The organism is Microcoleus sp. N9_A1, assembly GCF_036701795.1.
GTDB lineage: Bacteria > Cyanobacteriota > Cyanobacteriia > Cyanobacteriales > Microcoleaceae > Microcoleus.
This window is the reverse complement of the sequence record NZ_JAUBRI010000010.1, coordinates 117,538-142,658: the sequence shown is the minus strand read 5'-3', so window position 1 is coordinate 142,658 and position 25,121 is coordinate 117,538. Positions and strand designations below refer to the sequence as shown.

Annotated in this window: 19 protein-coding genes; 8 read left to right on the top strand and 11 right to left on the bottom strand. The window is 45.5% G+C overall.

The window, feature by feature from the left end; genetic code table 11:
• Positions 1–140 precede the first annotated feature (140 nt).
• Positions 141–3,944, top strand: coding sequence for a sugar-binding domain-containing protein (locus QUA58_RS07270; RefSeq protein ID WP_333393484.1), 3,804 nt, complete (start codon positions 141–143; stop codon positions 3,942–3,944).
• Positions 3,945–4,069: 125 nt separating this feature from the next.
• Here QUA58_RS07270 and QUA58_RS07265 read toward each other — a convergent pair whose 3' ends face one another.
• From QUA58_RS07265 to dnaK, 7 genes are all read right to left on the bottom strand, one after another.
• On the bottom strand, positions 4,070–4,315 hold the full coding sequence (locus tag QUA58_RS07265) for an HNH endonuclease (protein WP_333393483.1): 246 nt from the start codon (positions 4,313–4,315) through the stop codon (positions 4,070–4,072).
• 30 nt (positions 4,316–4,345) lie between these two features.
• Positions 4,346–4,780 (bottom strand): KGK domain-containing protein, encoded by a 435-nt coding sequence (locus QUA58_RS07260; RefSeq protein ID WP_333393482.1) that lies wholly within the window; start codon positions 4,778–4,780, stop codon positions 4,346–4,348.
• A gap of 28 nt (positions 4,781–4,808) precedes the next feature.
• The gene (locus QUA58_RS07255) at positions 4,809–5,192 is read right to left on the bottom strand and encodes a type II toxin-antitoxin system PemK/MazF family toxin (protein WP_333393481.1); all 384 of its coding nucleotides are present in this window, start codon (positions 5,190–5,192) and stop codon (positions 4,809–4,811) included.
• Positions 5,155–5,358: a hypothetical protein gene (locus QUA58_RS07250; RefSeq protein WP_333393480.1), complete on the bottom strand. Its 204-nt coding sequence runs from the start codon at positions 5,356–5,358 to the stop codon at positions 5,155–5,157. Before QUA58_RS07250 ends, QUA58_RS07255 begins: the two co-directional genes overlap by 38 nt.
• A gap of 38 nt (positions 5,359–5,396) precedes the next feature.
• The gene (locus QUA58_RS07245; RefSeq protein ID WP_333393479.1) at positions 5,397–7,835 is read right to left on the bottom strand and encodes a dynamin family protein; all 2,439 of its coding nucleotides are present in this window, start codon (positions 7,833–7,835) and stop codon (positions 5,397–5,399) included.
• Between the two features lie 179 nt (positions 7,836–8,014).
• Complete coding sequence (locus QUA58_RS07240; RefSeq protein ID WP_333250349.1) at positions 8,015–9,103, bottom strand: J domain-containing protein; 1,089 nt, start codon at positions 9,101–9,103, stop codon at positions 8,015–8,017.
• A gap of 381 nt (positions 9,104–9,484) precedes the next feature.
• A complete protein-coding gene (gene dnaK / locus QUA58_RS07235) occupies positions 9,485–11,581 on the bottom strand; it encodes a molecular chaperone DnaK (RefSeq protein ID WP_333250512.1) in 2,097 nt (698 codons plus the stop codon).
• A gap of 288 nt (positions 11,582–11,869) precedes the next feature.
• On the opposite strand from dnaK, the gene QUA58_RS07230 reads away from it, so the two are divergent.
• The 4 genes from QUA58_RS07230 to QUA58_RS07215 all read left to right on the top strand — a co-directional run bounded on the left by QUA58_RS07230 (position 11,870) and on the right by QUA58_RS07215 (position 15,645).
• Complete coding sequence (locus tag QUA58_RS07230) at positions 11,870–12,124, top strand: hypothetical protein (RefSeq protein WP_333393478.1); 255 nt, start codon at positions 11,870–11,872, stop codon at positions 12,122–12,124.
• A gap of 120 nt (positions 12,125–12,244) precedes the next feature.
• Positions 12,245–13,036: a Uma2 family endonuclease gene (locus tag QUA58_RS07225; RefSeq protein WP_333250513.1), complete on the top strand. Its 792-nt coding sequence runs from the start codon at positions 12,245–12,247 to the stop codon at positions 13,034–13,036.
• A gap of 126 nt (positions 13,037–13,162) precedes the next feature.
• Positions 13,163–14,251: an SPFH domain-containing protein gene (locus QUA58_RS07220; RefSeq protein WP_333393477.1), complete on the top strand. Its 1,089-nt coding sequence runs from the start codon at positions 13,163–13,165 to the stop codon at positions 14,249–14,251.
• Positions 14,252–14,439: 188 nt separating this feature from the next.
• Positions 14,440–15,645, top strand: a complete 1,206-nt coding sequence (locus QUA58_RS07215; protein ID WP_333393475.1) for a hypothetical protein — start codon at positions 14,440–14,442, stop codon at positions 15,643–15,645.
• 109 nt (positions 15,646–15,754) lie between these two features.
• On the opposite strand, the gene QUA58_RS07210 is transcribed toward QUA58_RS07215, so the two are convergent.
• Positions 15,755–16,393, bottom strand: coding sequence for a restriction endonuclease subunit R (locus tag QUA58_RS07210; protein WP_333393474.1), 639 nt, complete (start codon positions 16,391–16,393; stop codon positions 15,755–15,757).
• A gap of 248 nt (positions 16,394–16,641) precedes the next feature.
• Between QUA58_RS07210 and pds the strand changes: the two genes are divergently transcribed.
• On the top strand, positions 16,642–18,015 hold the full coding sequence (gene pds, locus QUA58_RS07205; protein WP_333250359.1) for a 15-cis-phytoene desaturase: 1,374 nt from the start codon (positions 16,642–16,644) through the stop codon (positions 18,013–18,015).
• Positions 18,016–18,223: 208 nt separating this feature from the next.
• A complete protein-coding gene (gene crtB / locus QUA58_RS07200) occupies positions 18,224–19,153 on the top strand; it encodes a 15-cis-phytoene synthase CrtB (protein WP_333393473.1) in 930 nt (309 codons plus the stop codon).
• 46 nt (positions 19,154–19,199) lie between these two features.
• Here crtB and QUA58_RS07195 read toward each other — a convergent pair whose 3' ends face one another.
• Both QUA58_RS07195 and QUA58_RS07185 read right to left on the bottom strand, forming a co-directional pair.
• The gene (locus tag QUA58_RS07195) at positions 19,200–19,670 is read right to left on the bottom strand and encodes a hypothetical protein (protein ID WP_333393472.1); all 471 of its coding nucleotides are present in this window, start codon (positions 19,668–19,670) and stop codon (positions 19,200–19,202) included.
• Positions 19,671–19,950: 280 nt separating this feature from the next.
• Entirely contained in the window at positions 19,951–22,677 is a 2,727-nt protein-coding gene (locus QUA58_RS07185; RefSeq protein WP_333393470.1) for a valine--tRNA ligase, read from the bottom strand.
• Positions 22,678–22,835: 158 nt separating this feature from the next.
• Between QUA58_RS07185 and QUA58_RS07180 the strand changes: the two genes are divergently transcribed.
• A complete protein-coding gene (locus QUA58_RS07180) occupies positions 22,836–23,213 on the top strand; it encodes a GxxExxY protein (protein ID WP_333250365.1) in 378 nt (125 codons plus the stop codon).
• A 65-nt stretch (positions 23,214–23,278) separates the two neighbouring features.
• On the opposite strand, the gene QUA58_RS07175 is transcribed toward QUA58_RS07180, so the two are convergent.
• The gene (locus QUA58_RS07175) at positions 23,279–24,931 is read right to left on the bottom strand and encodes an FAD-dependent oxidoreductase (protein ID WP_333393468.1); all 1,653 of its coding nucleotides are present in this window, start codon (positions 24,929–24,931) and stop codon (positions 23,279–23,281) included.
• Between the last annotated feature and the right edge of the window lie 190 nt (positions 24,932–25,121).

Sequence of the window (25,121 nt, the reverse complement as noted above, 5' to 3'; positions counted from 1 at the left end):
TTTTTTCTCTACAAAACCACATTTGTCGGCCCTGTGCCATCTTCCCAGAGACAGATTGGCTGTGGGATTACTACTGAATCAACTGCTATCATAGATCAAGGGACAGATTAGATTATTTAATTTTTGGGAGCAATAAGCGAGTGAATCACAAGCTGGCCAAAATTATCGGATTATTTTTCGCAGCCGCCATCCTCTTTGGATTCGTCGGTTACGCGCTTCAAAATCCCAACTTAGTCAGCAACTCAGCGATATCGATCGGCTTCCCCAATCTTACCACTGTGGCCGTCGGGGCGATCGACAACAAACGATCCCAAATCTATCTCAACGGAACTTGGCAATTTGTCCCCGCAGTTGGCAACCCCCAAAACCCCCCCGTCTCCCCAAGTTGGGGCTCCATCTGGGTGCCTGGAGACTGGCAAAAAGAAAACAACCAATCCGTACCCGGAATCATCACTCGCGGCAGCGGCAAAGATTGGGAAAACTTCAACAGTAAACAACTATCAAAAGCTTGGTATCAGAGAAATATAGACATTCCCGGCGACTGGACAAACCGCCGAATTTTTCTCGACTTAGCCAGAGTCAGCACCGATGCAGTCATCTTTATCAACGGCATTAACAGCGGTCAAATCGAATGGCCCTACGGCACGATTGAAATTACTAAATTAGCAAAACCAGGTCAAAACACCCTATCTATTTTAGTTGTGGCAGTATCCGATGAAAAGGAAAAAGCCGTCATCATGGGCCCCACAGAAATCTACACAGAAAAAGCCAACTTGCAATCGCGGGGAATTATCGGTGAGGTACGGCTTCTGAGCCTTCCCCCCGGCCCGCTGATTAGCGACGTATTCGTCCAAACTTCCACCAGAAAAAAGCAAGTTAAATTAGATGTTGAACTCAAAGACGTTGCCCAAAACGGTCAAGTTGAATTAATCGCGCAAATGCTCGACGAAAAAGGCAAAGTACAACAAAAATTCACCGCAAATGCCAAGGTTCAAGCTAAACCCATTCAAACCGTACAAGTTCAGTGGAATTGGCCAAATCCCCGCCTTTGGGATGTCGGTCAACCAAACCTTTACACCCTGAAATTAGAAGTAAAAGGAAGCGGGATTAATACACAATACGATCAACCCTTCGGCTTCCGAGAATTTTGGATAGAAGGACGCAAGTTTTTCTTGAACGGCACGGAAATTCGCCTGCGTCCCATCTTGCATTCCGAAAATTGGGAAGGTGGCACAGTAGAAGTTTCCGATAAATTAATTGACAGTTACGTGAAAGCAGGTTTCAACATAGTAGAAACCTGGCCTTGGAATCACGATGAACGAGGGAAATGGCACTTCCGAGAACTGTTTTCTGAAAGAGCAGACCTCAAAGGCTTTCCAGTTATGGTACCAGCTTTAGACATTAGTTTACTCGCTTCAAATGGCAAGTGGAATAACCGCCAAATTAGAGACCGCTGGAAATCGCGAATGACGACAGAAATGCGTCGCTATCGCAATCATCCATCAATATTAATGTGGGCTACAAGTCCTAACTTTTTTGGAAATACTGATGACCAAAATCCCCGTCGCATCGGAAAAAAAGAAGTAGCAGGAACTCTTGATAAGAATCGTTTGCGCGACATTACAACCTTGGCAAATGAATCTTTTGCAAGTATGAAATCCGTCGATCCAACCAGACCTGTGATGGTACACCAGGGCGCAAATTTTGGCGATGTTTATGCGCTGAATTCTTACTTGAATATAATTCCATTGCAAGAAAGAGAAGAATGGATTTCTGAGTGGAGTAAAACGGGAGAAATGCCATACATGGTAGTGGAATTTGGGACACCACTACACGCCACGATGATGCGAAATCGAGCGGGATTTAATAAGGTGATTGTTAGCGAACCTTTGATGACCGAGTTTGCAGCAATTTATTTGGGAAAACAAGCTTATGAACTAGAAACTACGGCATATAAAAATAAAATTCGTGAGCAATTTGTCAAAGGTCAAGAATATAAAAGTTGGCATCTTAATCAAGAGTTAGATTTTGCACCAGCTTTTCAAAAGTTGCAGCAGTTATTCAGTACGAATACTTGGCGGAGTTGGCGGACTTTTGGAATGTCTGGAGGGATGATTCCTTGGAGTGAAGGACATGGTTGGCAAGTTTCGGATGCTGGCAAAACTAAGGTGGATATTGGAGAATTTAAACCGGGAAGACGAGGCGTTTATTTGAAGCAAGTCTCCAAGAAGATGCTTTATTATTTGCAGCCAGAAGCCTACACTATTCGTCCTGGCGGCGAGGCAATTATCAAAAATAACGGCCCGACTTTGGCTTGGATTGCTGGTTCTAATCCAGCTTTTACTGCGAAAGACCACAGTTTTTGGGCTGGCGGAAAACTGGCGAAGCAGGTAGTCTTAATTAACGATACTAGGGCGAAACAAAATTTTGCTTTTACTTGGCGAATTTTGGCTGGGGGGAAAGAGGTTGGAAAGGGCGAAAAGCAGGGAACTATTGACACGGCAGGTACACTGTTTTTCCCGATCGAGATCAAATTACCAAATGACATCTCAAGTAAGGCCGATGGCGAAATTAGCCTAACTGCGAAAATAGGCGATCGCACTCATGTCGATACTTTTGCCTTCCGGGTTTTTGGTACTCCCAGCAAAATCAAGGATACGATCGCAATATTTGACCCAGTTGGCAAAACATCGGCAATGTTAAAACAGCTAGGTCACGAACTGATACCGTGGAACGGTTCGCAAGTTTCATCATTATTAGTTATCGGTCGGGAAGCATTTTCTAGCGGGCAAAATATGCCGGGAAATTTAGAGAATTTTGTGCGGGATGGCGGCAAAGCAATCGTGTTTCCCCAGCGCCGAGAATGGCTACAAAATAAGGGTTTGCGGGTTGCAGAACATATTAGTCGTCGCGTCTATCCAATTGATATTAACCATCCAGTAATTAGCAGTTTGGATGAAACTGATTTGCGCGATTGGACTGGGGAAAGCACATTGCTGGAAGCTTACCCAGATACAATTCAAAAACCGTCAAGATTGAGTCCGGCACGTACGCCTTGGTACGGCTGGCATTGGGGAAATCGAGGCGGTGTCAGCAGCGCTGCTATTGAGAAGCCGCACCTCAGTAGTTGGCGGCCTATTTTAGAATCTGAGTTTGATTTAGCTTATTCGCCGCTGATGGAATTGGATTACGGAAAAGGGCGGCTAATTTTAAACGAGTTGGATTTGGAAGACCATTATTCTGTAGATGGTGGGGCGGCGCAGTTAGTGCAACAAATTGTGAGTTACGGGATGACTTCTCCGGTGCTTGGAAAGCCGGATAAAGTTGTTTTAATTGGGGGAGATGGGGATGCGAAGAAGTTGGACAGTTTGGGGGTAATTTATCAGCGCGCTAGTTCGCTTTCTAATGATGTTGGTTTGGCAATTGTGGGGACAGAAGCGAATCTGAAAGATGCAGATTTGCGCGGTTATTTGAATGCTGGCGGGAAGGCGTTTTTCTTGCCGCGTCAAGTGCCTGTCGCGGCGTTGGGCGTGGGTTTGCAGCAGGCGAAGGGTTTCGGGGGTTCGCTGGCGGTTCCGGGTTGGGATCAGGTGAAGGGGCTTAGCAGTTCGGATTTGCGATCGCGCTCTTTTTATGATACTTGGTTGATTAAGTCTGGAGGAGAAATCGGTGCTGACGGTTTGTTAAGTCGGGTACAAGTTGGCAAGGGCGTGGCGATTTTTTCTCAGATTGACCCGGATAGTTTGAATGCTGATGCTAAGACTTATCTGCGTTTTACTCGCTGGCGGCAAACCCGGGCGAATGCTCAGATTTTGGCTAATTTAGGGGCGAGTTTTAAGGCGGATGGGGTTGTGTTTAATGGTTCGAGTCAGGAGTTTTATCACTCGGATTACAAGACGGATTTTGAGAATGGGGACGATCCTTATCGGTATTATAGATGGTAGGATTTTTTAACCGCAGAGGGCGCAGAGGACACAGAGAAAGAGAAGAGAGAATTGATCGCAGTAGGGAAACGGCACTGCCGTGTCCTCTATCTCTGCTAGTACCTACTTACCTGAAAAATGCTGTATCACAGGTCAAAGTGACGGCGGAAGCGGGGGTCTAGTTTGTCGGTTTTCTGTTGGTTGCAGGTGAGACAGAGGGTTTGCAAGTTGCTGATGTCGTTGCTGCCGCCGCGGGCTAGGGGGATGATATGATCGATCGACAGTTGGGTTTCTTGTTTGGTTTGACCGCAGCTTTGGCACTGGTATTTATTGCGAGTAAATACGTATTTTCGGACTTCTGGGGGAATACGAATTCTGGGGGTTTTAGTCATGATGTATTTTAACCGCAGATGTTGGATGGATTAGGAGGCTGAGTTTTCTTGGTTGAGAAGTTGGCGGCGCAAATCATCGAGGGGAGATTCGGGTTTGGTAGTTTCTGACTCGTTGTTTTCTGGTGTTTCTTCAACTTCTGGTTCGTCTGGGCAAAACTCTATAGTGACATTGAGTTTGAGCTTAATCTTTCCTTTTTTCCAGCCCTGAGCACCCACTCTGAGAATTTCACAATCTATACCTTCACCAAACCATTTCTCATAAGCAGTACGTAGTTGGTTAGTAGTTAAACCTATATCAATATTTAGATTCTGTTGCCTTAACGTCTCACTAAGTCTCTCTCCTAACACATATTCAGGCCAAGCTCGATTTACTGTTTCCTTGAGTTTTTCTACTTTTAGCATTGCGTTACCGAAAGATAAAGCATCCTCATTACCGCAGTTGTGCAAATCAAATTTATCTTCCATATTCTTGCCACCCTCGTGTAAGTCCTATTTAATCTACTATTTCTAATTCCAAAGCTACCAGTAAACAGCGATTAACGTGGTTTATAGCCTCAGTTGAAAGAGAACCCAGTTTGCGAGTAATCATTGATTTATTTAGGGTAAAAATGGAGTCGCATCTAACTACAGACTCCACTCTAATACCAGCTAATGCAATTTCATTTCCTGTTATCAAATATTGATCCACCGTCAAAGGGCGAGTTGTCTTAGAAGTACAAGGTACAACCATCACATCGTCAAGAATTTGGTTGAGATTATCTGCCGAAATTATCACAGCCGGACGCAGTTTAAACTGTGTTAGCTGAGTAGAAGGCATTGGCACTTGAGCCAACACTACATCACCTCTTCGCAAGTTCATCGGCAAATAGTTCGTCATAAATGTCATTTTCCGCACTCAACCAATCTTGATAAGCTTGGGATAAAAGCATCGGTGGAACAGGTTCTTTCCCACTTTTCAAGAAAAGCGCTAGGTTCAGAAGTATTGCTAACTTCTCATCGGGAAGTTGCTCGATTATTGTGAGAAGTTTTTGGCGAATGTTCATAGGATAAAAGTCGCTCTTTGTTGGATATTATAGCACAATTATTCACCATCCACAACAACGCTCTTGTTTTCTTCAATTACAGGCAATAAATGCTCGTGCAACTTCATCGCTTGCAAACAACCATTAATCCCAGAAACCGCCCGATCGTACTCTTTGATTTTCTGCTCATTCTCACCTTGCAGCCGCAGATTATTAGCAATTTTCTCCTCAGCTTCCTGTGCTAAAGTTTGTTCCAAATAATCGCGGGCTTGACTGTATTTCTGCAAAATATCATCAGCTTGCTTTTCCGCCATCGGTAACAAATGCTCTTTCAGCGTTTGGTTGACAGTTTGGCGGAAAGTTTGCCGAATAGTTCTAGATACTTTTGGCTCAAAATCTAGCCGCAATAATTGTCGAATTGCCGGTTGGGCGTCCACCATATTTTCGCAGTCGAAACCTTGAGAAGTTTGCTGCAATGTTTCCCGGAATTGATAAATCGAAAATGTGCCTTCGTCGTAAAAACGGGGACTTTCTCGCACGTAGCGATCGCACTCCACGCCCGCTGCATTCACCAAAGCATTAGAAACCCGCTGCGACAACTCCTCTAACTGCTGTTCAATTCCCCCGTCATTCCCCAACAACCGATAAAGCAATCGATAGTATTCCGACTTACGAACACTGTCTTTCAAATACTGGAAATAATTATCAACCAGTGACTTAGTAGCCTCTACTAAAATATCTTCCAACTGATTCGCTAAATAATAAAGCGCTTCCACTAAAACAGCAATTAAAGGCGCTGTAGCATTGCGCGGATGAGTCATCAAAGTGCGTCCGTAAGCCGCCTCAACCGAAAATCCATCTAACAATTCATCCAAGCGACGAATCATCCGAGATTGCAGTTGCCGAAAGTCTATATCGAAAATATCGCATCTGTTCATAATCATATCATTAACTTCGGCGGCGATATGTTCCCGAAATTCTTGTCCAACTTGCTGCAATTCTTGATTTAGCCGCAAAAGTTCCTGGGCTTTCATTGCTTCAATTTCGCGGGGCTGGCTGTCCAAATTTCGCTGAATTGTTTGGTATTGTTTCCGCAGTTGAATGCACAAATCCTCTAAATCGTCAGCGAGATTTCTGAATAGTTGCGGGCGCTTTTCTTCGGTGAGATAGCGCGTGATGGCTTTGCGAAAATCTTCGATGCCGCTATCTTGAATTAATTGAGTAATTAATGGTTGTCCTTGCTCTGCAAGAATCCGCACGTAGTTTTCATTTGGTGTTTCGTAGCTGTTAACTGAAATGCGAAATCTGCTCGGAGATAGCTTGCCCGAATTCGCACAGTAGCGATTAAATTCACTAACAAATTGCGGAGTTTCTTCACTATTACCGAGCAATTCTGAATCTAATTTATCATCTCCAGAAACTCGCCCTTTACTGGTGGCAAAGATTGTATTTAAACCAAAGCGATCGCGCCCTGTTGTCCCTCGAATCAAACTCCCGTAAAATCCCAACAATCCGCTAGTTTTGTAAACTCTCGCAGTATCGCGAAAGTCGGAATTAATCAGATTTTCTAAGCGCTGTCGCAGTTGCGTGTTGTACCAAGTTTCGTCAATGCGGTTGAAAATGTAAAATAGCCGATCGCGAATTCCCGGATTTCCCCGTGTTTTTTCCATCAACTCGGTTTCTTCCGTCGTCATTTCCCCAGACGAAGCTGCTTTCAAAACGCAGACAACTGCCGAAGTATCGGGGCTTTCAATCTTATCATAAGTCAATTCTGCATCCCGCTGCACTGGCGCATCAATTCCCGGCGTATCGATAATAATATTGCCATCTTCCAGCAGCGGATGATAACAGTAATATTCTACTCGCTTGAGTACAGCACTGTTGCTACCGCGACGGGCATAACTAGCAGCTTCCTTGAGATTAGAAAAATTAAACTGTTCCATCGAATACGTGGCATTTTCGACAGTTTGAATGCGCTCGCGATTCGCTTCAAATCCTTCTAAAAGCAGAGTCAAAGCCTTCGCTTGTTTAGCCCGCTCCGATTTATTTTCTCCGCCTTCCTTTTCGATAATTATCGAACATCCCTGAGATAAAATCTTTACTACATCTATTTGATTAATATTGATTTCAGTAGTTAAATTCAACTGTTCGCACAGAGCATAAACTTGAGCGCGAATCTCAACTTCGCTCGAAAAAGTGAGAACAACGCGCTCTTTTTGGGCCGATTCAGCGTAGGCGATGTAGCATTCAGTACCTGTCGCGTGTCCTTCAGCACTGTAGAGCAATTCTCGCTCCAGCAAAGCATTGATCAGCATTGATTTTCCCGCACTGAAAGCACCCGCAAACACAATCTCAAATTGGGGAGAAGTTGCTTTTTTCAGAGAAGATTGTACCGCAGTGATATCTTGTTGTCGCAAAGACGATTCCTGACGCAGCAGTTGCAGTAAAGAGTCAACTTGCTCTTGCAGATTGTTGCATTGGGGCGGCATTTGAGTCATGGCGGCAAACTGCTCCTGATTGTGGGAAAATTAGCTTAGGGTTAATTGTCAGCCAGTTCAGGAATAATTGCAACAGTAATTTTACTTATTTTATCAAGAATTGCTTAACATAATTAGTAGTAAGGTGCTATAATAGCGCACCTTACATCATTAAAGGTGCGCTATTATAGCACCAGACATTAAACCGACAAATCTTGACGCGGTTTAAAAGTCTCAATCTGCCGCAATTTTTCGTATAATTCCCGTTCCTCTTCACTAATTTCCTTCGGAATTAACACCTGAATTTCTACTAGCTGATCTCCCCGATCGCCATTTCCAGTCGGATAGCCCTTATTCGCCATCCGTAACCGCTTCCCAGACGTGACTCCAGGTGGTAGTTTCATCTTCACCAAGCCGTCTAAAGTCGGCACTTCAATATCTCCCCCCAGCACCGCTTCGCAGGGTGTCAGCAGCAATTCACAGCAAATATCTGACATTTCCAAGCTAAAAAATGGATGGGGAGAAACTGTGATTTTTAAGTACAAATCGCCGCCGCCAATACCTTGATTTCGCAGGCGAATTTGCTGGCCCGATACCATCGCCCCAGGCATATTTACCTCGATCCACCGCCCGTCGTCCAAACGAATGCGCTCGGTACCGCCGGAATAAGCTCTTTCCAAAGGCAGAGTCAGCCTGGCCTCAATGTCTCTTCTAATTTCGCGATCGTCCATTTCCCGACTTTCGCGTCGCATTTCGCGATCGACTGTTTCTCGTCGCATTTCGCGATCGTCCAAATCCCTTCTATCTTCGCGAGAATTAGCAACATAACTCGTTTTTTTAGAACCGGTACTCCACGGTTCCGAAGTGGACACTCGCGGTGCATCATTTGCTGTCGCCATTCTCACTTCCCTGCGTCTTCCGAGCACTTGGTCGAGAAATTTATTGAAATCTGAGTAATCGCTAAAATCGATATCTTCCGCAGGCTTTTTGCGGCTAACTTTGTTGTTTCCCCAACTTGTAAAATTGGGAAGTTTTACGCCTTGTTTCCCTTGAAATCCCTTTTGTTTCCAGAATTTACTAAACTGGTCGTATTGAGCACGCTTTTCGATGTCTGAAAGAATATCGTAGGCTTCATTAATATCTTTAAACCTATCTTCTGAAGATTTGTCCCCCGGATTTACGTCAGGGTGCAACTGTCTCGCGAGTCGTCGATAGGCTTTTTTTATCTCATCAGCCTTAGCATCTCTGGGTACTCCCAGAATTTGATAGTAATTACGAAAGTTTTGCATAATTGGAGAAGGAAGTTCGGCAACGGATTGTGTAACGGATGTAACGGATGTAACGGATAGAAGGAAGAGTATCAATAAACATTCGATGGGGAGGGCGGGTTTTGCCGTTATAAACTAGCTTGTTTCATGTATTTTTAGCTAAACCCGCCCCTACAAGATACTATTGTTTTTTCGCAATGACCTACTTATAGCAATCCTATTTGATTTGTAAATGATTTTTTTTGCATAAACCGCAGAGGCGCAGGCGAATAGAAGAGTGGGGAAATAAAAAGCTTTGAGAAGTTGCAGGAAAAGAGCCGTCATATATTCTTAGAATTAAAACCTGCTCTTTTCCTTCTTACTTCTTCCTTCTTCCTTCTTCCTTCTTCCTTCTTCCTTCAATTACAGCCAATCATCATCATCATCCCAGTCGTCGCTTTGGTTTTGATAGGGGCGAGTCGGGCGATTAGTGCTGGTTCTACGATCGGGTGTACGATCGTAGGATCGATCGCGATCTGGCATCCGATCGCGATCGTAGGGGCGATCGGGAATTGGATCGACAGTCGATCGCCTGTACGGCTTAGCATTCGTATAATAGCTGCTGTCATCACTGCGCCGCTTTGTACCATCGCCCGTAAAAGTCCGCTTCACAGACTCAAAGAAATCATCATCATCGTCATCCTCAGCAAAAGCTGAAACTTCGCGGTTCAAATCGTAAAGAGCATCTTGCAAATCCGAACCAACTTGGTCAACTCCCCGCTCGTCGTTGCGTTCCAAACTGTCTCGCAATTCCCGAATTAACGTTTCAATGCGCTGGCGGCTTCTTTGAGCAAACTGCATTCCGCGATCGAGTGCAACTTCCCGCAATTGTCGCTCAGCTTGATAAGCCAAAGCTTCAGCACGATTGCGTTTTTCCACCCTTTCCCGCTGCAACTTATCAGCTTGAGCAAACTGTTCCGCATCGCGAATCATTTGATTCACTTCCTGCTGACTCAGCGTCGAAGCACCTTGCACAGTAATGCTTTGTTCCCTGCCGGTAGTTTTGTCTAAAGCAGTTACCAACAGCATCCCGTTAGCATCAATATCAAAAGCAACTTGTACCTGGGGAATCCCTCGCGGTGCCGGCGGAATTCCAGTTAGTTTAAACCTTCCCAAAGACTTATTATCTCTACCTAATTCCCGTTCCCCTTGGATGATGTGAACTTCTACCACAGTTTGGTTGTTTTCAGCAGTCGAAAAAATGTCCGATCGCCTAACTGGAATAGTAGTATTGCGAGGAATCAATTTTTTCATCACCCCGCCGATAGTTTCCAAGCCCAGAGAAAGCGGCGTCACATCCAACAGCAGCACATCGCGGACATCCCCGCCCAAAATCCCCGCTTGAATTGCAGCACCCACCGCCACAACCTCATCGGGATTCACATTTTGATTCGGTTCGCGATCGATCAAACTGCGAACAATTTCCTGCACCAAAGGAATCCGAGTCGAACCGCCAACCAACACAATTTCATCAATCCGAGAAGGACTCAAATTTGCATCAGCCAAAGCTTGTTTCACCGGCCGCCGCAGCCGCTGCACCAAATCGGTGCACAGCCCCTCAAATTGACCGCGAGTTAGTCGCGTTTCCAAATGCAAAGGCCCATCTTCATTAGCATCAATAAACGGCAAATTAATTTCAGTAACACCAACTCCCGAAAGCTCAATTTTAGCTTTCTCAGATGCTTCGATCAAGCGCTGCAAAGCTTGGCGGTTTTTGCGTAAATCCACCCCTTCTTTTTCTAAAAATTGTTCAGCCAACCAATCAACAATTTTCTGGTCAAAATCATTGCCACCCAATTGAGTATCGCCGCTAGTTGCTTTGACTTCAAATACTCCGTCTCCCACGTCTAAGATAGATACATCAAAAGTACCGCCGCCCAAATCAAAAACTAAAATAGTTTGACTTTCTCGCCTTTCCAAACCGTAGGCCAAAGAAGCCGCTGTCGGTTCATTTAAAATCCGCTTCACATCAAGTCCGGCAATTCTGCCAGCATCCCGCGTCGCCTGTCGCTGCGAGTCGTTGAAATAAGCGGGAACAGTGATTACAGCCCCCGTGACTTCTTGTCCGAGATAGCGGCTAGCTTCATCGGCCAATTTCCGCAACACCATCGCCGAAATTTCCTCTGGGGCGAAATCTTTTTTCAGGCGAGGGCATTTGATTTTGATGTTTCCGTTGTCGTCGCGGCGAGTTGTGTAAGGGACGCGCTTTGCTTCTGGAGTCAGTTCGGTATATTTGCGTCCGATGTACCGTTTGACGGCGTAAAAGGTGTTTTGGGGGTTAAGAACATTTTGGCGTCTGGCCATTTGTCCGACAAGGCGTTCTCCTTCCTTGGTGAAAGCAACCACCGAGGGAGTTGTCCGCATCCCTTCTGCGTTGGCAATCACAACCGGTTTGCCGCCTTCCATGACAGCTACTACTGAGTTTGTCGTTCCGAGGTCAATGCCAACTACTTTTCCCATACGTCCGTTGTCTCCTGTGGCGTTGTGTCTAGCTTTTTCAATATAAGCGTTAAGTACGATCGCATTTATTGTACCTTGTCGAGCCACGGGGCTGCGGGCGGTTCTCTCACTCGTGGCTGAGGCTGCGATGAGACGGGGGCGCGGCGGGTTGCAGGTGGGTGTAGGTTGGGTTGGCGCGAACCGGCAGCTTTGTCGAATCAGCATTATGTGTTGGCTTGGGTTTCAAAGGCCTAACCCAGGCTCTTTAAACTAGAATAAAAAGTAAATTTAACGGGTTAATTATTAATTATGCAAAGTATTAAAGTGCGATCGCGCGTTGGTGCAGACGGGATGCTGCATTTGCAAATTCCCGTTGGTATCAAAGATACAGATGTGGAAGTTATTGTAATTTTCCAGCCCATTGTACCTGCAACTGAGGCTAAAAAACCGGAAGATTTAGGCTGGCCCCCCGGTTTTTTTGAAAGAACGATCGGGTGTTTTCAAGATAAACCTTTAGTCCGAGGAGAACAAGGGGAATATGAAGAGCGAGAGGAATTGCTATGATTTATATTTCGGTAGGGTGCTTGTGGCGCACCTTACAAAAACTATGAAACTATGAAATCGATCGCCTACAATCAAAATTAAAAGCTCGCTCCCAACAATGACTGCAATCAAAATAACACCATGAAATTCTCCCTAGATGTAGAAAACAATCCCACAGGCTGGCCAGACCATACTCAACTACCCGAATCTGACGGTACTTTTGTGAAAAACTTTCAAGAACATCCCCAAAGCATCTTACTAACCGATTCAATTACTCCCATTTTAGAAATAATTCATGCTGACGGGAACTATTGCATCGGTCAAGACAGCGGCATTTATTGGCGGTTGACTGACCCATTAGAAAAAGGTGCAGAAGCGCCAGACTGGTTTTATGTCCCCAATGTGCCGCCAACTATTGACGGTCAATTGCGCCGTTCTTACGTGATGTGGCAAGAATTTGTAGCGCCGTTAATTGTGTTGGAATTTGTATCGGGCAATGGTGCAGAAGAACGGGACAGAACGCCTTTATTGCGATCGGGTAAACAGGAAACTAAACCGGGGAAATTCTGGATTTATGAAAATGTGATCCGTCCGGCATTTTACGGAATTTATGAAGTGACCGAGGCGAGTGTTGAAGTTTACCATTTAGTAGATAATAGCTATCATTTAGTCCAGGCAAACGATCGCGGCCATTATCCGATCGCACCGTTAGGGGTGGAATTGGGAATTTGGCAAGGTACTTATCAAAATGCTGAGTTACCTTGGCTTCGCTGGTGGGACAGTCAAGGTAATCTGTTGTTAACGGGTTCTGAAAGAGCCGATCGGGAACAGCAAATAGCTCAACAAGAGCGCCAAAGAGCCGATCGCGCCGAAGACCAATTAGAGCAATTGCGCGCTCAACTGCGATCGGCTGGAATTGAACCGGAATTGTGAATTGTCTGCAAGGGATCTCGCCCCCATCAGAGCGCGCCGATCGCACCTAAAAACTTTACAATGGCGATCGGGAACAGCGATCGCTCCTATTGAAGTTAAAATTTAACAAAAGCTCAAAACAAATATATGGGACTCTTTGACAAAATTCGCGGCGAATTTATCGATATCATCCAATGGTTAGACAACACCAACGATACCATTGCCTATCGATTCGAGCGCCACCAAAACGAAATCAAACAAGGTGCTAAACTAACTGTACGACCAGGACAAATAGCAGTCTTTGTCAGCGAAGGCAAAGTTGCCGATGTCTTCGATCCTGGAATGCACGAACTATACACCCGCAACTTACCCGTTCTTAGCACCTTAAAAGGTTGGCCCTACGGCTTCAACTCTCCCTTCAAAGCAGAAGTCTACTTTTTTAACACCAAGATATTTACCAACCTGAAATGGGGAACCGCTAACCCTGTAATTATCCGCGATCCAGAACTCGGCCCAGTGCGAATGCGGGCTTTTGGAACCTACAACATTAAAGTTTCCCATCCCGAACAACTTTTAAAGCAATTAATCAGCACAGACGGACTATTTCAAGTAGATGAAATTAGCGAACAACTCCGCAATACAATAGTCAGCGCTTTTGCCAATTGGGTTGGTAATTCCCGCGTTCCCTTGCTGGACTTTGCAGCCAACTACACACAAATGGGCGAACAAATACGCATTGCCCTACAGCCAAATATCCAGCAGTTCGGGTTAGAATTAACTCAGATATTAATTGAAAATATCTCGATGCCGCCTGAAGTGGAAGCAGCACTCGACAAACGAGCCTCGATCGGACTTCTGGGAAATATGCAGCAATATACCCAATATCAAGCTGCTAACGCTATAGAAGCATCAGCCAATAACCCCAGCGGCGGCAATCAAGCATTAGAATTAGGCATGGGAATGGCAATGGGTCAGCAAATGACAAATATGATGCAGTCACCAGCATCGCAAACACCGCCGCCACCGCCGCCAATAACACAAACTCAGTGGTACATTGCCCCCAACGGTCAACAATTAGGGCCCTTTGAATTGCATCAACTTCTGCAAAATGGTTTGACACATCAGGTAATGGTTTGGCGGGCGGGTTTTGATGGCTGGAAATTAGCATTGCAAGTGCCGGAATTAGCGTCTTTATTGGCTACAGTGCCGCCCCCGCCCCCAACCGCAGCAGCCTAAAATTTGGGATGTTTAGTTAATTGGTAATTGGTAGGTTTTCCCGATTACCGATTGCCAATTACCAGTTATAGCGGTTCTCAAGCGTCGTGAGGTATGCCCAATGACCTGTTTGGCCAATGACCTGTTTGCCATATACCCAGTGACACCTCATCTTTCTGAGAAATGCTATATATCACCAATAAACTATTATGAATACTTCTGAACCTGGTGTTAAACGTTTTCCCTGTCCTAGCTGCGGGGCTTATTTAGAGTTCAACCCCCAAGCAGGAAAGCTAAAATGTGCTTACTGCGGCTGGGAAGATGCAATTCCCCAAACTGCGGAAGAAGTAAAGGAGAATTCCTACGAACAATATCTAAAAAACGATCGCACGGCGCTGACAACTTTATCCACAACAGCCCTGGAAGTAAAATGCAATGATTGCGGAGCAAGTATTACTTTTGAACCGCCGAAAGTAGCGGGTAGATGCCCGTTTTGTGCTTCTCCAATTGTGACGCAACCTGTAAAAGCCAGCCCTAGGGTGCAACCAGAGGGAATTATACCCTTTGAAGTTACTGATAAACAAGCCAGAGAAAGCATTCAGAAGTGGCTCAGCAAGCGCTGGTTTGCTCCTTCTGCTTTGAAATCTATGGCGCAACAGGAGAAAATTCAAGGGGTTTATTTGCCGTTTTGGACTTACGACTGTTATACGGTGAGTTACTATAAGGGCGATCGGGGAGAACACTACTATGTGACTGAGAGTTATACAGAAACAAATGCTAACGGCGAAACTGAAACTAAAACTCGCGAAGTCCAGCATACCAGATGGTGGCCTGCTTCTGGCAGAGTCGATCGCACTTTTGATGATATTCTGATTCCGGCGACAACTTCAGTCGATCGCCCGCGTCTGGATGCACTAGAACCTTGGCATCTCAACGAGTCATTGCGCCCTTACAATTCTTCTTATTTAGCTGGGTTTGAAGCACAGCGATCGCAAGTTTCTCTCTCTCTAGGATTTGACTCTGCTAAAAATATCATGGCGGGTACTATTCACTGGGATGTTTGTAGACATATCGGCGGCGACGAGCAGCGGGTTCACAGCGTTTCTACAGATTACAATGCTATCACTTTTAAGCATATTTTGCTACCAGTGTGGATGTGCGCCTATCGCTATCAAAACAAGCAATATCAAGTAATAGTTAATGCTCGCACCGCCGAAGTTCAAGGCGAACGTCCCTACAGTGTTTGGAAGATTACTGCTGCTGTGGTTAGCGGTGTCGTACTTGCGGGTGTGATGTACCTATTGTTTAGTGGTAATTGGAGATATCTCCCTATTCCCGGCCTACCCGATCCCGAATCCCAACCAACCTCCTTTGTGGATGAAAGCGCAAGATTCTCGGAAAAACCCGGTTTCTGAGTTGTCGTTGCGTGGCCGAGAAACCGGGTTTTTTGCCAAGTTTTTCGATGAAAGCGCAAGATTCTCGGAAAAACCCGGTTTCTGATTCATCGTTGCGCGGCATCGCTTGCTAAACTATATTGCCAACATTCAACTCACCGAGACGCTTCAAAATACTCAGCACAGTGTACAAATCATTCCCCGGATTGAAAATGTAAAACTTCCGAGAAAAAGCGTACTGCGGTGTTTCCCCCTTAACTAATTTGACAAATAGAAAATCTACCCCATTCATTAACAAACCGTAAGTAGGTCGATCGCCCGTCACACTACCTAACATATAAGCTAATAACTGCGGAATACCGACTTCCAAAGAAAATGCCGCTTTCTTAGATTCGATAACTACTACCCAAAACTCCTGAAACAAAGCCAAAACATCCATTTGTCCCCTGACAATTAGTCCTTCATCTTCGTCAATAATTTCTACAGATTTTTCGGAAGTAACGTGAAAAGGAGCAAGATAAAAATCAGCTAAATCTAAAAACGGAGACAGTACGACCATTTTGACTGTATTTTCTAGAAGTGGCGGATGTTTGAGCAAATTCCTGTAACTTGCTTTCACTCTGTCTAGTCGCTGTTTTTCAGCATCAGTTATTTCTGGCAAATCATCTTGCCACTCCCGAAAGAATTGGTCATCCTCAACCCACTCAATTTTGAATTGGGCTTCCAAATCATTTATTGCAACATTTCTAGCTTGAATTGTTTGTGCCATGAATTTAACTTTTTTAAGCAATTGTTTTGATAATTTATAATAGCAAAACTTAATAAGGCGCGAAGAGAAGAGAAGAGGAGACAGCAGTGCTCGTCGTGGCCGAGAAACCGGGTTTTTTGCCAAGTTTTTCGATGAAAGCGCAAGATTGTCGGAAAAACCCGGTTTCTGACTCGTCGTTGGTGGCCGAGAAAATGTAACGACTTGTAACGTATAATTAAGGCGAAGCGAACAGAGGGCAGTAGTATTAAATGCGAGTTGCGATCGCCGGAGCCGGCCTAGCAGGGTTATCCTGTGCAAAATATCTCACCGATGCGGGTCACACCCCCATCCTCCTAGAAAGTCGGGACGTACTCGGCGGCAAAGTAGCCGCTTGGAAAGATGCAGACGGCGACTGGTACGAAACCGGCCTCCACATATTTTTCGGTGCATACCCAAATATGCTCCAACTATTCAAAGAACTAGACATCGAAGACCGGCTGCAATGGAAAGAGCACTCGATGATTTTCAATCAGCCGGAAACGCCCGGAACCTATTCGCGCTTTGACTTTCCGAATATTCCGGCCCCCTTCAACGGCCTTGTGGCTATCCTCAGAAACAACGATATGCTCACCTGGGGCGAAAAAATCAGTTTCGGCCTCGGTTTGGTTCCGGCGATACTTCAAGGCCAGAAATACGTCGAAGAAATGGACAAATACTCCTTTTCCGAGTGGCTCAAAAAGCAAAATGTCCCCCCCAGAGTCGAAAAAGAAGTATTCATCGCCATGTCCAAGGCGCTGAATTTTATCGACCCCCACGAAATATCTGCAACCATTCTGCTGACAGCCCTCAACCGCTTCTTGCAAGAGACAAAAGGCTCGAAAATGGCTTTTTTAGACGGCCCCCCTACAGAGAGGTTGTGTCAGCCGATGGTAGACTACATAACTGAGCGCGGTGGCGAAGTCCGGCTGAATGCACCCATCGGGGAATTTTTGCTCAATGATGACAACACGGTGCGCGGTTTCCAGATTCGGGGTGTCAAGGGGGCAGAGTCAGAAGTTCTGACGGCTGATATTTACGTTTCGGCGATGCCGGTTGACCCGCTGAAGTTGATGATGCCGAAACCTTGGGCCGAAATGGGTTATTTCAAAAAGCTCGAAGGTTTGGAGGGTGTACCGGTGATTAATGTACACTTGTGGTTCGATCGCAAGTTAACAGATATCGACCACTTGCTGTTCTCGCGATCGCCCTTGCTGAGCGTCTACGCCGACATGAGCAACACCTGCCGCGAATATGCCAACCCAGACAAATCCATGCTGGAACTGGTACTCGCACCGGCCAAAGACTGGATAGGCAAATCTGACGAAGATATCGTCGCAGCCACAATGGTCGAGTTAGAAAAACTCTTTCCCGACCAAATCCCAGAACCCGCCAAACTGCTCAAATATCACGTAGTCAAAACCCCACGTTCCGTCTACAAAGCCACTCCCGGCCGTCAAGAGTGCCGTCCCACCCAAACCACTCCCATTAGCAATTTCTATCTAACGGGGGATTATACAATGCAGCGTTATCTTGCGAGTATGGAAGGTGCTGTGCTTTCTGGTAAGCTGACAGCGCAGGCTATTTCAACGGCCAATAACAAATGAAAAATTAAGAATTTTTCATAAATACTGGGATTTGCGCGCGGGCGACGTGAAACCGGGTTTTTAGCCAAAATATTTGCTGAAAACCCTCAATCTCGGTTCAAAAACCAGGTTTCTCGGTTCGGATGCGTCATTCCTAAAGACGTAAAAGAATCTCCCGTTGTCTCAACGGGGGAATGTCAGTTCTAATCTTTAAATTTCTTATTCTCGGATGCTGCAACTGTCAAAACTCCAGTGCATGAGAACTCTGGCTTCTTTGGAAGAATCCTACGAATTGTGCCGCCAAGTCACAGCGAGTTATGCCAAAAATTTTTATTTAGGCACTCAACTCATGCCCGAAGCCAAGCGTCGGGCTATCTGGGCGATTTACGTTTGGTGCCGCCGCACCGACGAACTCGTAGACGGGCCAGGTTCTGAGGCCACAACCCCTGAAACTCTAAATCTGTGGGAAAAACGCCTAGAATCATTGTTTGCCGGCCATCCCCACGACGATTACGACGTGGCTTTGGTGGATACCTTGTCTCGTTTCCCGATCGACATTCAGCCGTTTAGAGAGATGATTGCGGGCCAGCAAATGGACTTGTACCGCAGCCGCTACGAAACTTTTGAAGAGCTCAATCTTTACTGTTATCGAGTAGCGGGTACTGTCGGGCTGATGTCGATGTCTGTGATGGGTGTAGACGAATCGAACCGGGCTGCCAACTGGAATTGGCACTGGGGAAATAAAATTCCCAAGGAAGAAGCAATCGCCCTCGGTATAGCCAAGCAGTTAACTAACATTCTGCGCGATGTCGGAGAAGACGCCCGTCGCGGCCGCATTTACCTGCCCTTAGAAGACTTAGCGCTGTTTAACTACACCGAAGAAGATTTATTCAACGGTGTGATTGACGAACGCTGGCGGGAATTGATGAAGTTTCAAATTCAGCGAGCTCGCAAATTATACGCCAGCGCCGAACCCGGAATCAAAGTTTTGAGTCCCGATATCCGCTGGACAGTTTGGGCTGCTACGATGTTGTACAGCAGAATCTTAAATGCGATCGAACGGAATCAGTACGATGTTTTCCAGAAGCGGGCTTATGTCAGCAATTCTCAGAAATTGCTGTGTCTCCCCGCCGCTTGGATAAAGTCAAAAGTGCTTTAGCCTCCGGCAATATTGCTTCGATATCAGTCCGCGCCGGCGGACTTTGTTATGGCGCATCAAAATTCAATTGGGAGGGCTGATTTTTGGTTTCCAGCAATTCTTTTTCCTGCTGGAGTTTGGCTTCTAAATTTTGAATTTGTTCGCGGCGGGCTTCAAGTTCGATCGATCTCCGAGACAATTCTTGACTTTGCAAAGTGAGAGATTGGCGGCACTCTTCTGCTTTCTGGGCTTCTTGCTGCCAAAAATCGGGAGTAAAGCCTGTGGTTAAATACTTTTCAACTAATTCTAGCACCCAGTTTGTAGCTGTTTGAACCTGCAAAATGTGGCGATTTTCGCCAATATCTGCTAATACTAGCATTCCTTCATTTAACACATTTTGATTACAATTTGGCGGCACTATCAAGACAGTTTGTTCGGGAAGAATAGCCCAAGTCTCATCAGCATTTTGACAAGCCAGCAATTGCAGACTTATTTCACCTAAAATATCCTTCTTTTGTACTTGGGCTAAATATAGCATAGGGGTTATTGGTTATTGGTTGTTTGTTATTGGTTATTGGTTATTTGTTATTGGTTATTGGTTGTTGGTTGTTGGTTATTGGTTATTGGTTATTTGTTATTTGTATATCTCGCTTGTGGCCGAGACTCGATCCCCCTCGCATCCCCATTTTTAAGGGGAATTAGGGGGGATCGAGAGGATGGGGACTCAGATAGAAGACTGATACTACCTTGACTGTAGAATTTAGATGCGCCTCAACTTAGCTGTCAACTTTCAACTGTCAACAATCAACCGTTAACTATTAAAACAACTTTAGCCGATCGCGCAAAATCTCCGCTTGTTTCTCCGCTTCAGCCAAAGCATCCCGCGCCCCCTGAACCACATCAGGAGTAGCCTTATCCACAAACTTCTGATTAGTCAAACGCGCCGCAGTATGCTTAATTTCAGCTTCCACCTTGCTCAACTTCTTCTCTAATTTACCGCGCAAAGCCACCAAATCCACCACCCCAGCCAGAGGAATCAATACTTGTACAGTACCGACAACCCCAGCAATTGTCTGTCCCAAATCTCCATCCAAACTAGCAGTAACAGTCAGATTTTCCACCTTAGCCAAATCTTTGATGTAAACGCTTCCATCCGAGAGAATTTGGCGTTCCTTCTCGCTTTCGCTTTGCAAAATCGCCGTCACCTTCAGACTCGGTTTGATATCAGAATCTGCCCGCAAATTACGAATAGTGCGAATTGTCCCGAACAACAACTCAAACTGCTGTTCTAATTCTGGATCGATCAGCGAGATATCCGCTTCAGGATAAGCTTGCAAAGCCAGACATTCATCCTCGCCAGTTTGAGTCAGAGTGTGCCAAATTTCCTCAGTAATGTGCGGCATAAAAGGATGCAGCAATTTCAGAATTCCTTCCAACACAAAAGCAAAAGTTTGCTGCGCGACTTTCTTAGAATTGGGTTCAGCATCCTCCTGCAAGCGAGATTTGACTAACTCAATATACCAGTCGCAAAAATCGCCCCAAATAAACTCGTAAAGATTCTTAGCCGCTTCTCCCAAGCCGTAAGTTTCCAAAGAATTGCGACTTTGTTGCACAACTTGATGATAGCGAGAAAGAATCCAGCGATCGCACAATTCCAAACTACCGCCTTCTACAGCCGGACTTCCCAACTGCTGCGGAGTCTGTCCCTCCAGATTCATCATCACAAACCGGGCCGCATTCCACAGCTTATTTGTGAAATTCCGGGAAGCCTCGACTGATTTCGATTCATCAGTTTTGCGATCGTACTCCATGCGAATATTCTGCCCGGCCCCTACCACTTCCTTAACCAAAGTGTAGCGCAAAGCATCAGTCCCGTACTTACCAATTAACAGCAGCGGGTCAATACCGTTATTTTTACTCTTAGACATTTTTTGACCTTTTTCATCCAACACCAAACCGTGAATGTAAACAGTATCAAAAGGCATCTTTTCAGTAAAATGTCCGGCCATCATAGTCATTCTAGCCACCCAGAAAAAGATGATATCAAAACCAGTCACCAGAGTAGTTGTGGGATAGTAAAAATCGAAATCCTGAGTTTTTTCCGGCCATCCCAAAGTAGAAAAAGGCCACAATCCAGACGAAAACCAAGTATCCAATACATCTGGATCTCTGACCAACTCAACATCTTGCCCAAATTGAGCAGCAGCTTTTTCCCTAGCTTCAGCTTCAGTTTTCGCTACCACAAACGGCGTTGTGTCGGTAATTTCGCCGTGAGTTTCGCTAACAGCATACCAAGCAGGAATCTGGTGTCCCCACCACAATTGGCGGGAAATACACCAATCTTTCAATTTCACCAACCAATCGCGATAAACCTTTGTCCATCTGTCAGGAACAAATACAGGCGAATTACTTTTATCTAATGCTTCTAGCGCGCGTTGAGAAAGCGGATCTATCTTCACAAACCATTGGGTTGATATCAACGGTTCGACGGGAACTTTGCCGCGTTCACTGTAGGGAACTGTATGTTTGTAATCTTCTATTTTAACCAAAAATCCGTCAGTTTCTAACCGCTTCACCACATTTTTGCGGGCAACAAATCGGTCTTGTCCTTGGAACTCTCCGGCATTTTCATTTAAAGTGCCGTCCTTGTTCATGATGTTGATAAACGGTAAATTGTGGCGCTTACCCATCTCGAAGTCATTCGGATCGTGGGCGGGAGTCACTTTGACACAGCCAGTTCCGAAAGTTGGGTCAACTAATTCATCGGCAAAAATTGGAATTTCGCGATCGAGAATGGGCAAAGTGACAGTTTTACCGATAAGATGCTTGTAGCGATCGTCCTGTGGATTCACCGCCACCCCTGTATCGCCCAACATCGTCTCCGGCCGAGTCGTCGCCACCTCCAAATAACCAGAACCGTCCGTCAAAGGATAGCGGAAATGCCACAAATGCCCGTCAACTTCCTGCTGGTCAACCTCCAAATCCGACACAGCAGACTGACTCGCCGGACACCAATTCACCAGGTAATTACCGCGATAAATCAGCCCCTCATCGTACAGGCGGACAAACGCTTCTAAAACCGCAGCGGATAAGCCTTCATCCATCGTAAAGCGTTCACGCGACCAATCGACAGACACGCCCAAACTGCGTAATTGATTAGTAATAGTATTGCCCGATTCAGCTTTCCACTCCCAGGCCCGTTCCAAGAATTTTTCTCGGCCTAAATCGTGGCGAGTTTTGCCTTCTGCTTTGAGTTGCTTTTCGAGAATAGTTTGAACTGCAATGCTAGCATGATCCGTTCCCGGCAACCACAGGGTATTGCGTCCAGTCATGCGGTGATAGCGGACGAGGACATCAATCAGCGTCTCTTCAAAAGCGTGTCCCATGTGGAGGCTGCCGGTGACGTTGGGCGGCGGGATAACTACGCAGTAAGGTTCGCCGCCTTTTTCGGGGTCAGCTTTGAAGGTTTGGTTGTCTTCCCAGTATTTTTGCCACTTGGCTTCGGTGGCTTGGGGGTCGTATTGCGGGGGTAGGTTTGCGGTCATGGTGGCTTGAGAGTTTGATCTTATTTAAGATTGTGCCATAGCGGGGGGAAGAGAAGAGGTTTGAACCGCAGAGGGCGCAGAGGGCGCAGAGGGAAGAGTGTGGGGAGGGTTTTGGATTATGATTGTGATTATTGGTTTGAGAAGAGGAGAGAAGAGAGTTGGGAGAGGAGCTTAATGAGTTGACTTATGCGGTGATTGGGGCGGCGATGGAGGTTCATAAAGAGTTGGGGCCGGGGTTTTTGGAAGCGGTATATGAGAATTCGTTGCGTGAAGAACTCTCGCGCCGGGGAATTCCTTTTGAACCTCAACCTACAGTAAATGTAACTTATAAAGGTGTTGTGGTTGGGGAAGGCAGATACGATATGCTGGTTGCCAACACTATCGTAGTTGAATTAAAGTCAGTCCAAACTATACTTTCTATTCATGAGGCTCAAGTTATCTCCTACCTCAAAATGACTGGTTATCCTCTAGCCCTTCTCATCAACTTCAATGTCCGCTTTTTAAAAGAAGGAATCCGCCGCCTCATCCTCTCCTAACAAACCTTCTCATCCCTCCCCTCTCTGCGAGCTCTGCGCTCTCTGCGGTAAAATCCTCTTAATCTCTATTTCACCTCCTTATAATCCACCCCATAACTCGTATCTCTCCCCGACAAATACGTCGTTTTCCCCGTTAAAGTCTCCAGAGTTTTTTTCGTTTCAGCCGAAGTAATCGAATTCAGCGGCACGCCTAACTTGCTAGCCAAGCCAGCCGCCACGCCTACACCTTGTCCTTGATAAATATTCACCGTCGCAATTCGCCCGACAGATACCGCCATACCGACATAACCGGACGATCGCCCGACAATGGCTAAATTCTTGACTTTGCTAGCCAAAGCGCTTTCTATGCCAAAATTATACACTGGCAGCGGCGGAATTCTCGCAGATAAATTCTTGACTCCGCCCCGCATATCGAAATCGTAGGAAAAACTGCCGATCGACTTTTCAGGTACTGTTCCCCCTTTGATAATCTCCTGGCCCGTCAGCGGATCTACCACATCGCGAACGTTCAAAGTTTGCCTGATATAAATCTCGTCTGGAAGAAATACTCTCACATCTTTACCAGACTTCTTTTGTAGCCAGTATTGGAGAAATGACATTTCTCTAATCATTTCAGGAGTCGGTTTTCTGCCGTTAGCTTCCATCTTCATGATTTGGTCAACTTGGTATTTAAACAGAAACCCGTTCCAAGACAGCACATTTTTGTTATAAACGCAGACATTGCCTTTATCAAAAAAGAATCCTTTATTTTGACTGAAGGGCAGCTTTCTGTCTATGTGATACGCTGCACCTATAGCTACGCTTCTAATGTCGTAGCCGTCTGTATATGGCTGATAAATCGTACTCCAGAAATTTCTCATCCAGAATTTTGTACTAGCCGGATCTTTATATTTCATAATGCTTTCTTTTATTTTTTTTACCAAAGGCCTATTGTATAGAATTTCATCTTCTATGCTGCGGAACTCGGACATCGTTATCCCTGTAATTCTCGGAACTACAGAGACAGCTAAAGTTTCATTTTTGGATTTTATATTTTGAGATTGATATCCTGTATAATAAGATAATCCTGCTTTTCTTGCCAATTCGGCGTCTTGAGTTACGTCAATAAAAGAGTTGGCTTTAATTATTAGATTGCTGCCTTTTACTTCGGCATATTCAATTTTTTTGTCTACGACGCGGGGAGTAAGAGTTGAGTTGGAAATAACTTTGACTCCTGCGGCGGAAAGCATCTGTTTGAGAGCTCGATCTGCCTTTTTTGGATCTAAGCAAGATTCGGGCGCATTTGCTTTATCTAAGAATTCCTTAAAACATTGGGCGTAAGGTTGGCGGTACCAATCGGGGATTTTATCTACATCGATGTAAGCTAAACCGCCGCGGGTGAGTAAGCCGCCCAAAGGAGCACTTGCGTAGTTCGATCGCACGATCGCAACTTTGCCCTTTGCGCCTAAAGTCTTCTTAGCCCATATCGCCGCACATATCCCCGGTACTTCATCACCATATACTACTACATCAAACTTTTGCTCCGGTGATTTTTTGGGAGGTACAGGAGGCGGGCTGCTGGATTTTTGCTGCAGAGTTCCATTGTCTAAGGTGGCACTTGCTGGGTTTCTATTTGCGATATAATTTTCTGCTTCTCTGAAAGGCGGATAATTCAGTAAAAGTTTTACGGCGACAAAGAAGATTGCAATTGAAGCTAATTTCTTGAAAGTAGACAGCATTCAGTTGACTCGTTTATAAATTTGCAATACCTGATAGGGAAGTTCAGGGTTTACGGAGTTGAATATAGCACGTTTAGATTGTTTCGACACAGTTTTAACTTTTCCGGGAACCGTGGTAAACGAATCTTCTCAACCCAAACCTGGTGATGCTGTCCTTGGTGGCCAAAATGCTACAATTACATCAATCACC

Coding starts and splice junctions, on each gene's coding strand:
- QUA58_RS07265 (WP_333393483.1), bottom strand. CDS start 4,315: ATGACTAAAACCCCCAGAATTCGTATTCCCCCAGAAGTCCGAAAATAC.
- QUA58_RS07260 (WP_333393482.1), bottom strand. CDS start 4,780: ATGGAAGATAAATTTGATTTGCACAACTGCGGTAATGAGGATGCTTTA.
- QUA58_RS07255 (WP_333393481.1), bottom strand. CDS start 5,192: ATGACGAACTATTTGCCGATGAACTTGCGAAGAGGTGATGTAGTGTTG.
- QUA58_RS07250 (WP_333393480.1), bottom strand. CDS start 5,358: ATGAACATTCGCCAAAAACTTCTCACAATAATCGAGCAACTTCCCGAT.
- QUA58_RS07245 (WP_333393479.1), bottom strand. CDS start 7,835: ATGACTCAAATGCCGCCCCAATGCAACAATCTGCAAGAGCAAGTTGAC.
- QUA58_RS07240 (WP_333250349.1), bottom strand. CDS start 9,103: ATGCAAAACTTTCGTAATTACTATCAAATTCTGGGAGTACCCAGAGAT.
- dnaK (WP_333250512.1), bottom strand. CDS start 11,581: ATGGGAAAAGTAGTTGGCATTGACCTCGGAACGACAAACTCAGTAGTA.
- QUA58_RS07230 (WP_333393478.1), top strand. CDS start 11,870: ATGCAAAGTATTAAAGTGCGATCGCGCGTTGGTGCAGACGGGATGCTG.
- QUA58_RS07225 (WP_333250513.1), top strand. CDS start 12,245: ATGAAATTCTCCCTAGATGTAGAAAACAATCCCACAGGCTGGCCAGAC.
- QUA58_RS07220 (WP_333393477.1), top strand. CDS start 13,163: ATGGGACTCTTTGACAAAATTCGCGGCGAATTTATCGATATCATCCAA.
- QUA58_RS07215 (WP_333393475.1), top strand. CDS start 14,440: ATGAATACTTCTGAACCTGGTGTTAAACGTTTTCCCTGTCCTAGCTGC.
- QUA58_RS07210 (WP_333393474.1), bottom strand. CDS start 16,393: ATGGCACAAACAATTCAAGCTAGAAATGTTGCAATAAATGATTTGGAA.
- pds (WP_333250359.1), top strand. CDS start 16,642: ATGCGAGTTGCGATCGCCGGAGCCGGCCTAGCAGGGTTATCCTGTGCA.
- crtB (WP_333393473.1), top strand. CDS start 18,224: ATGCTGCAACTGTCAAAACTCCAGTGCATGAGAACTCTGGCTTCTTTG.
- QUA58_RS07195 (WP_333393472.1), bottom strand. CDS start 19,670: ATGCTATATTTAGCCCAAGTACAAAAGAAGGATATTTTAGGTGAAATA.
- QUA58_RS07185 (WP_333393470.1), bottom strand. CDS start 22,677: ATGACCGCAAACCTACCCCCGCAATACGACCCCCAAGCCACCGAAGCC.
- QUA58_RS07175 (WP_333393468.1), bottom strand. CDS start 24,931: ATGCTGTCTACTTTCAAGAAATTAGCTTCAATTGCAATCTTCTTTGTC.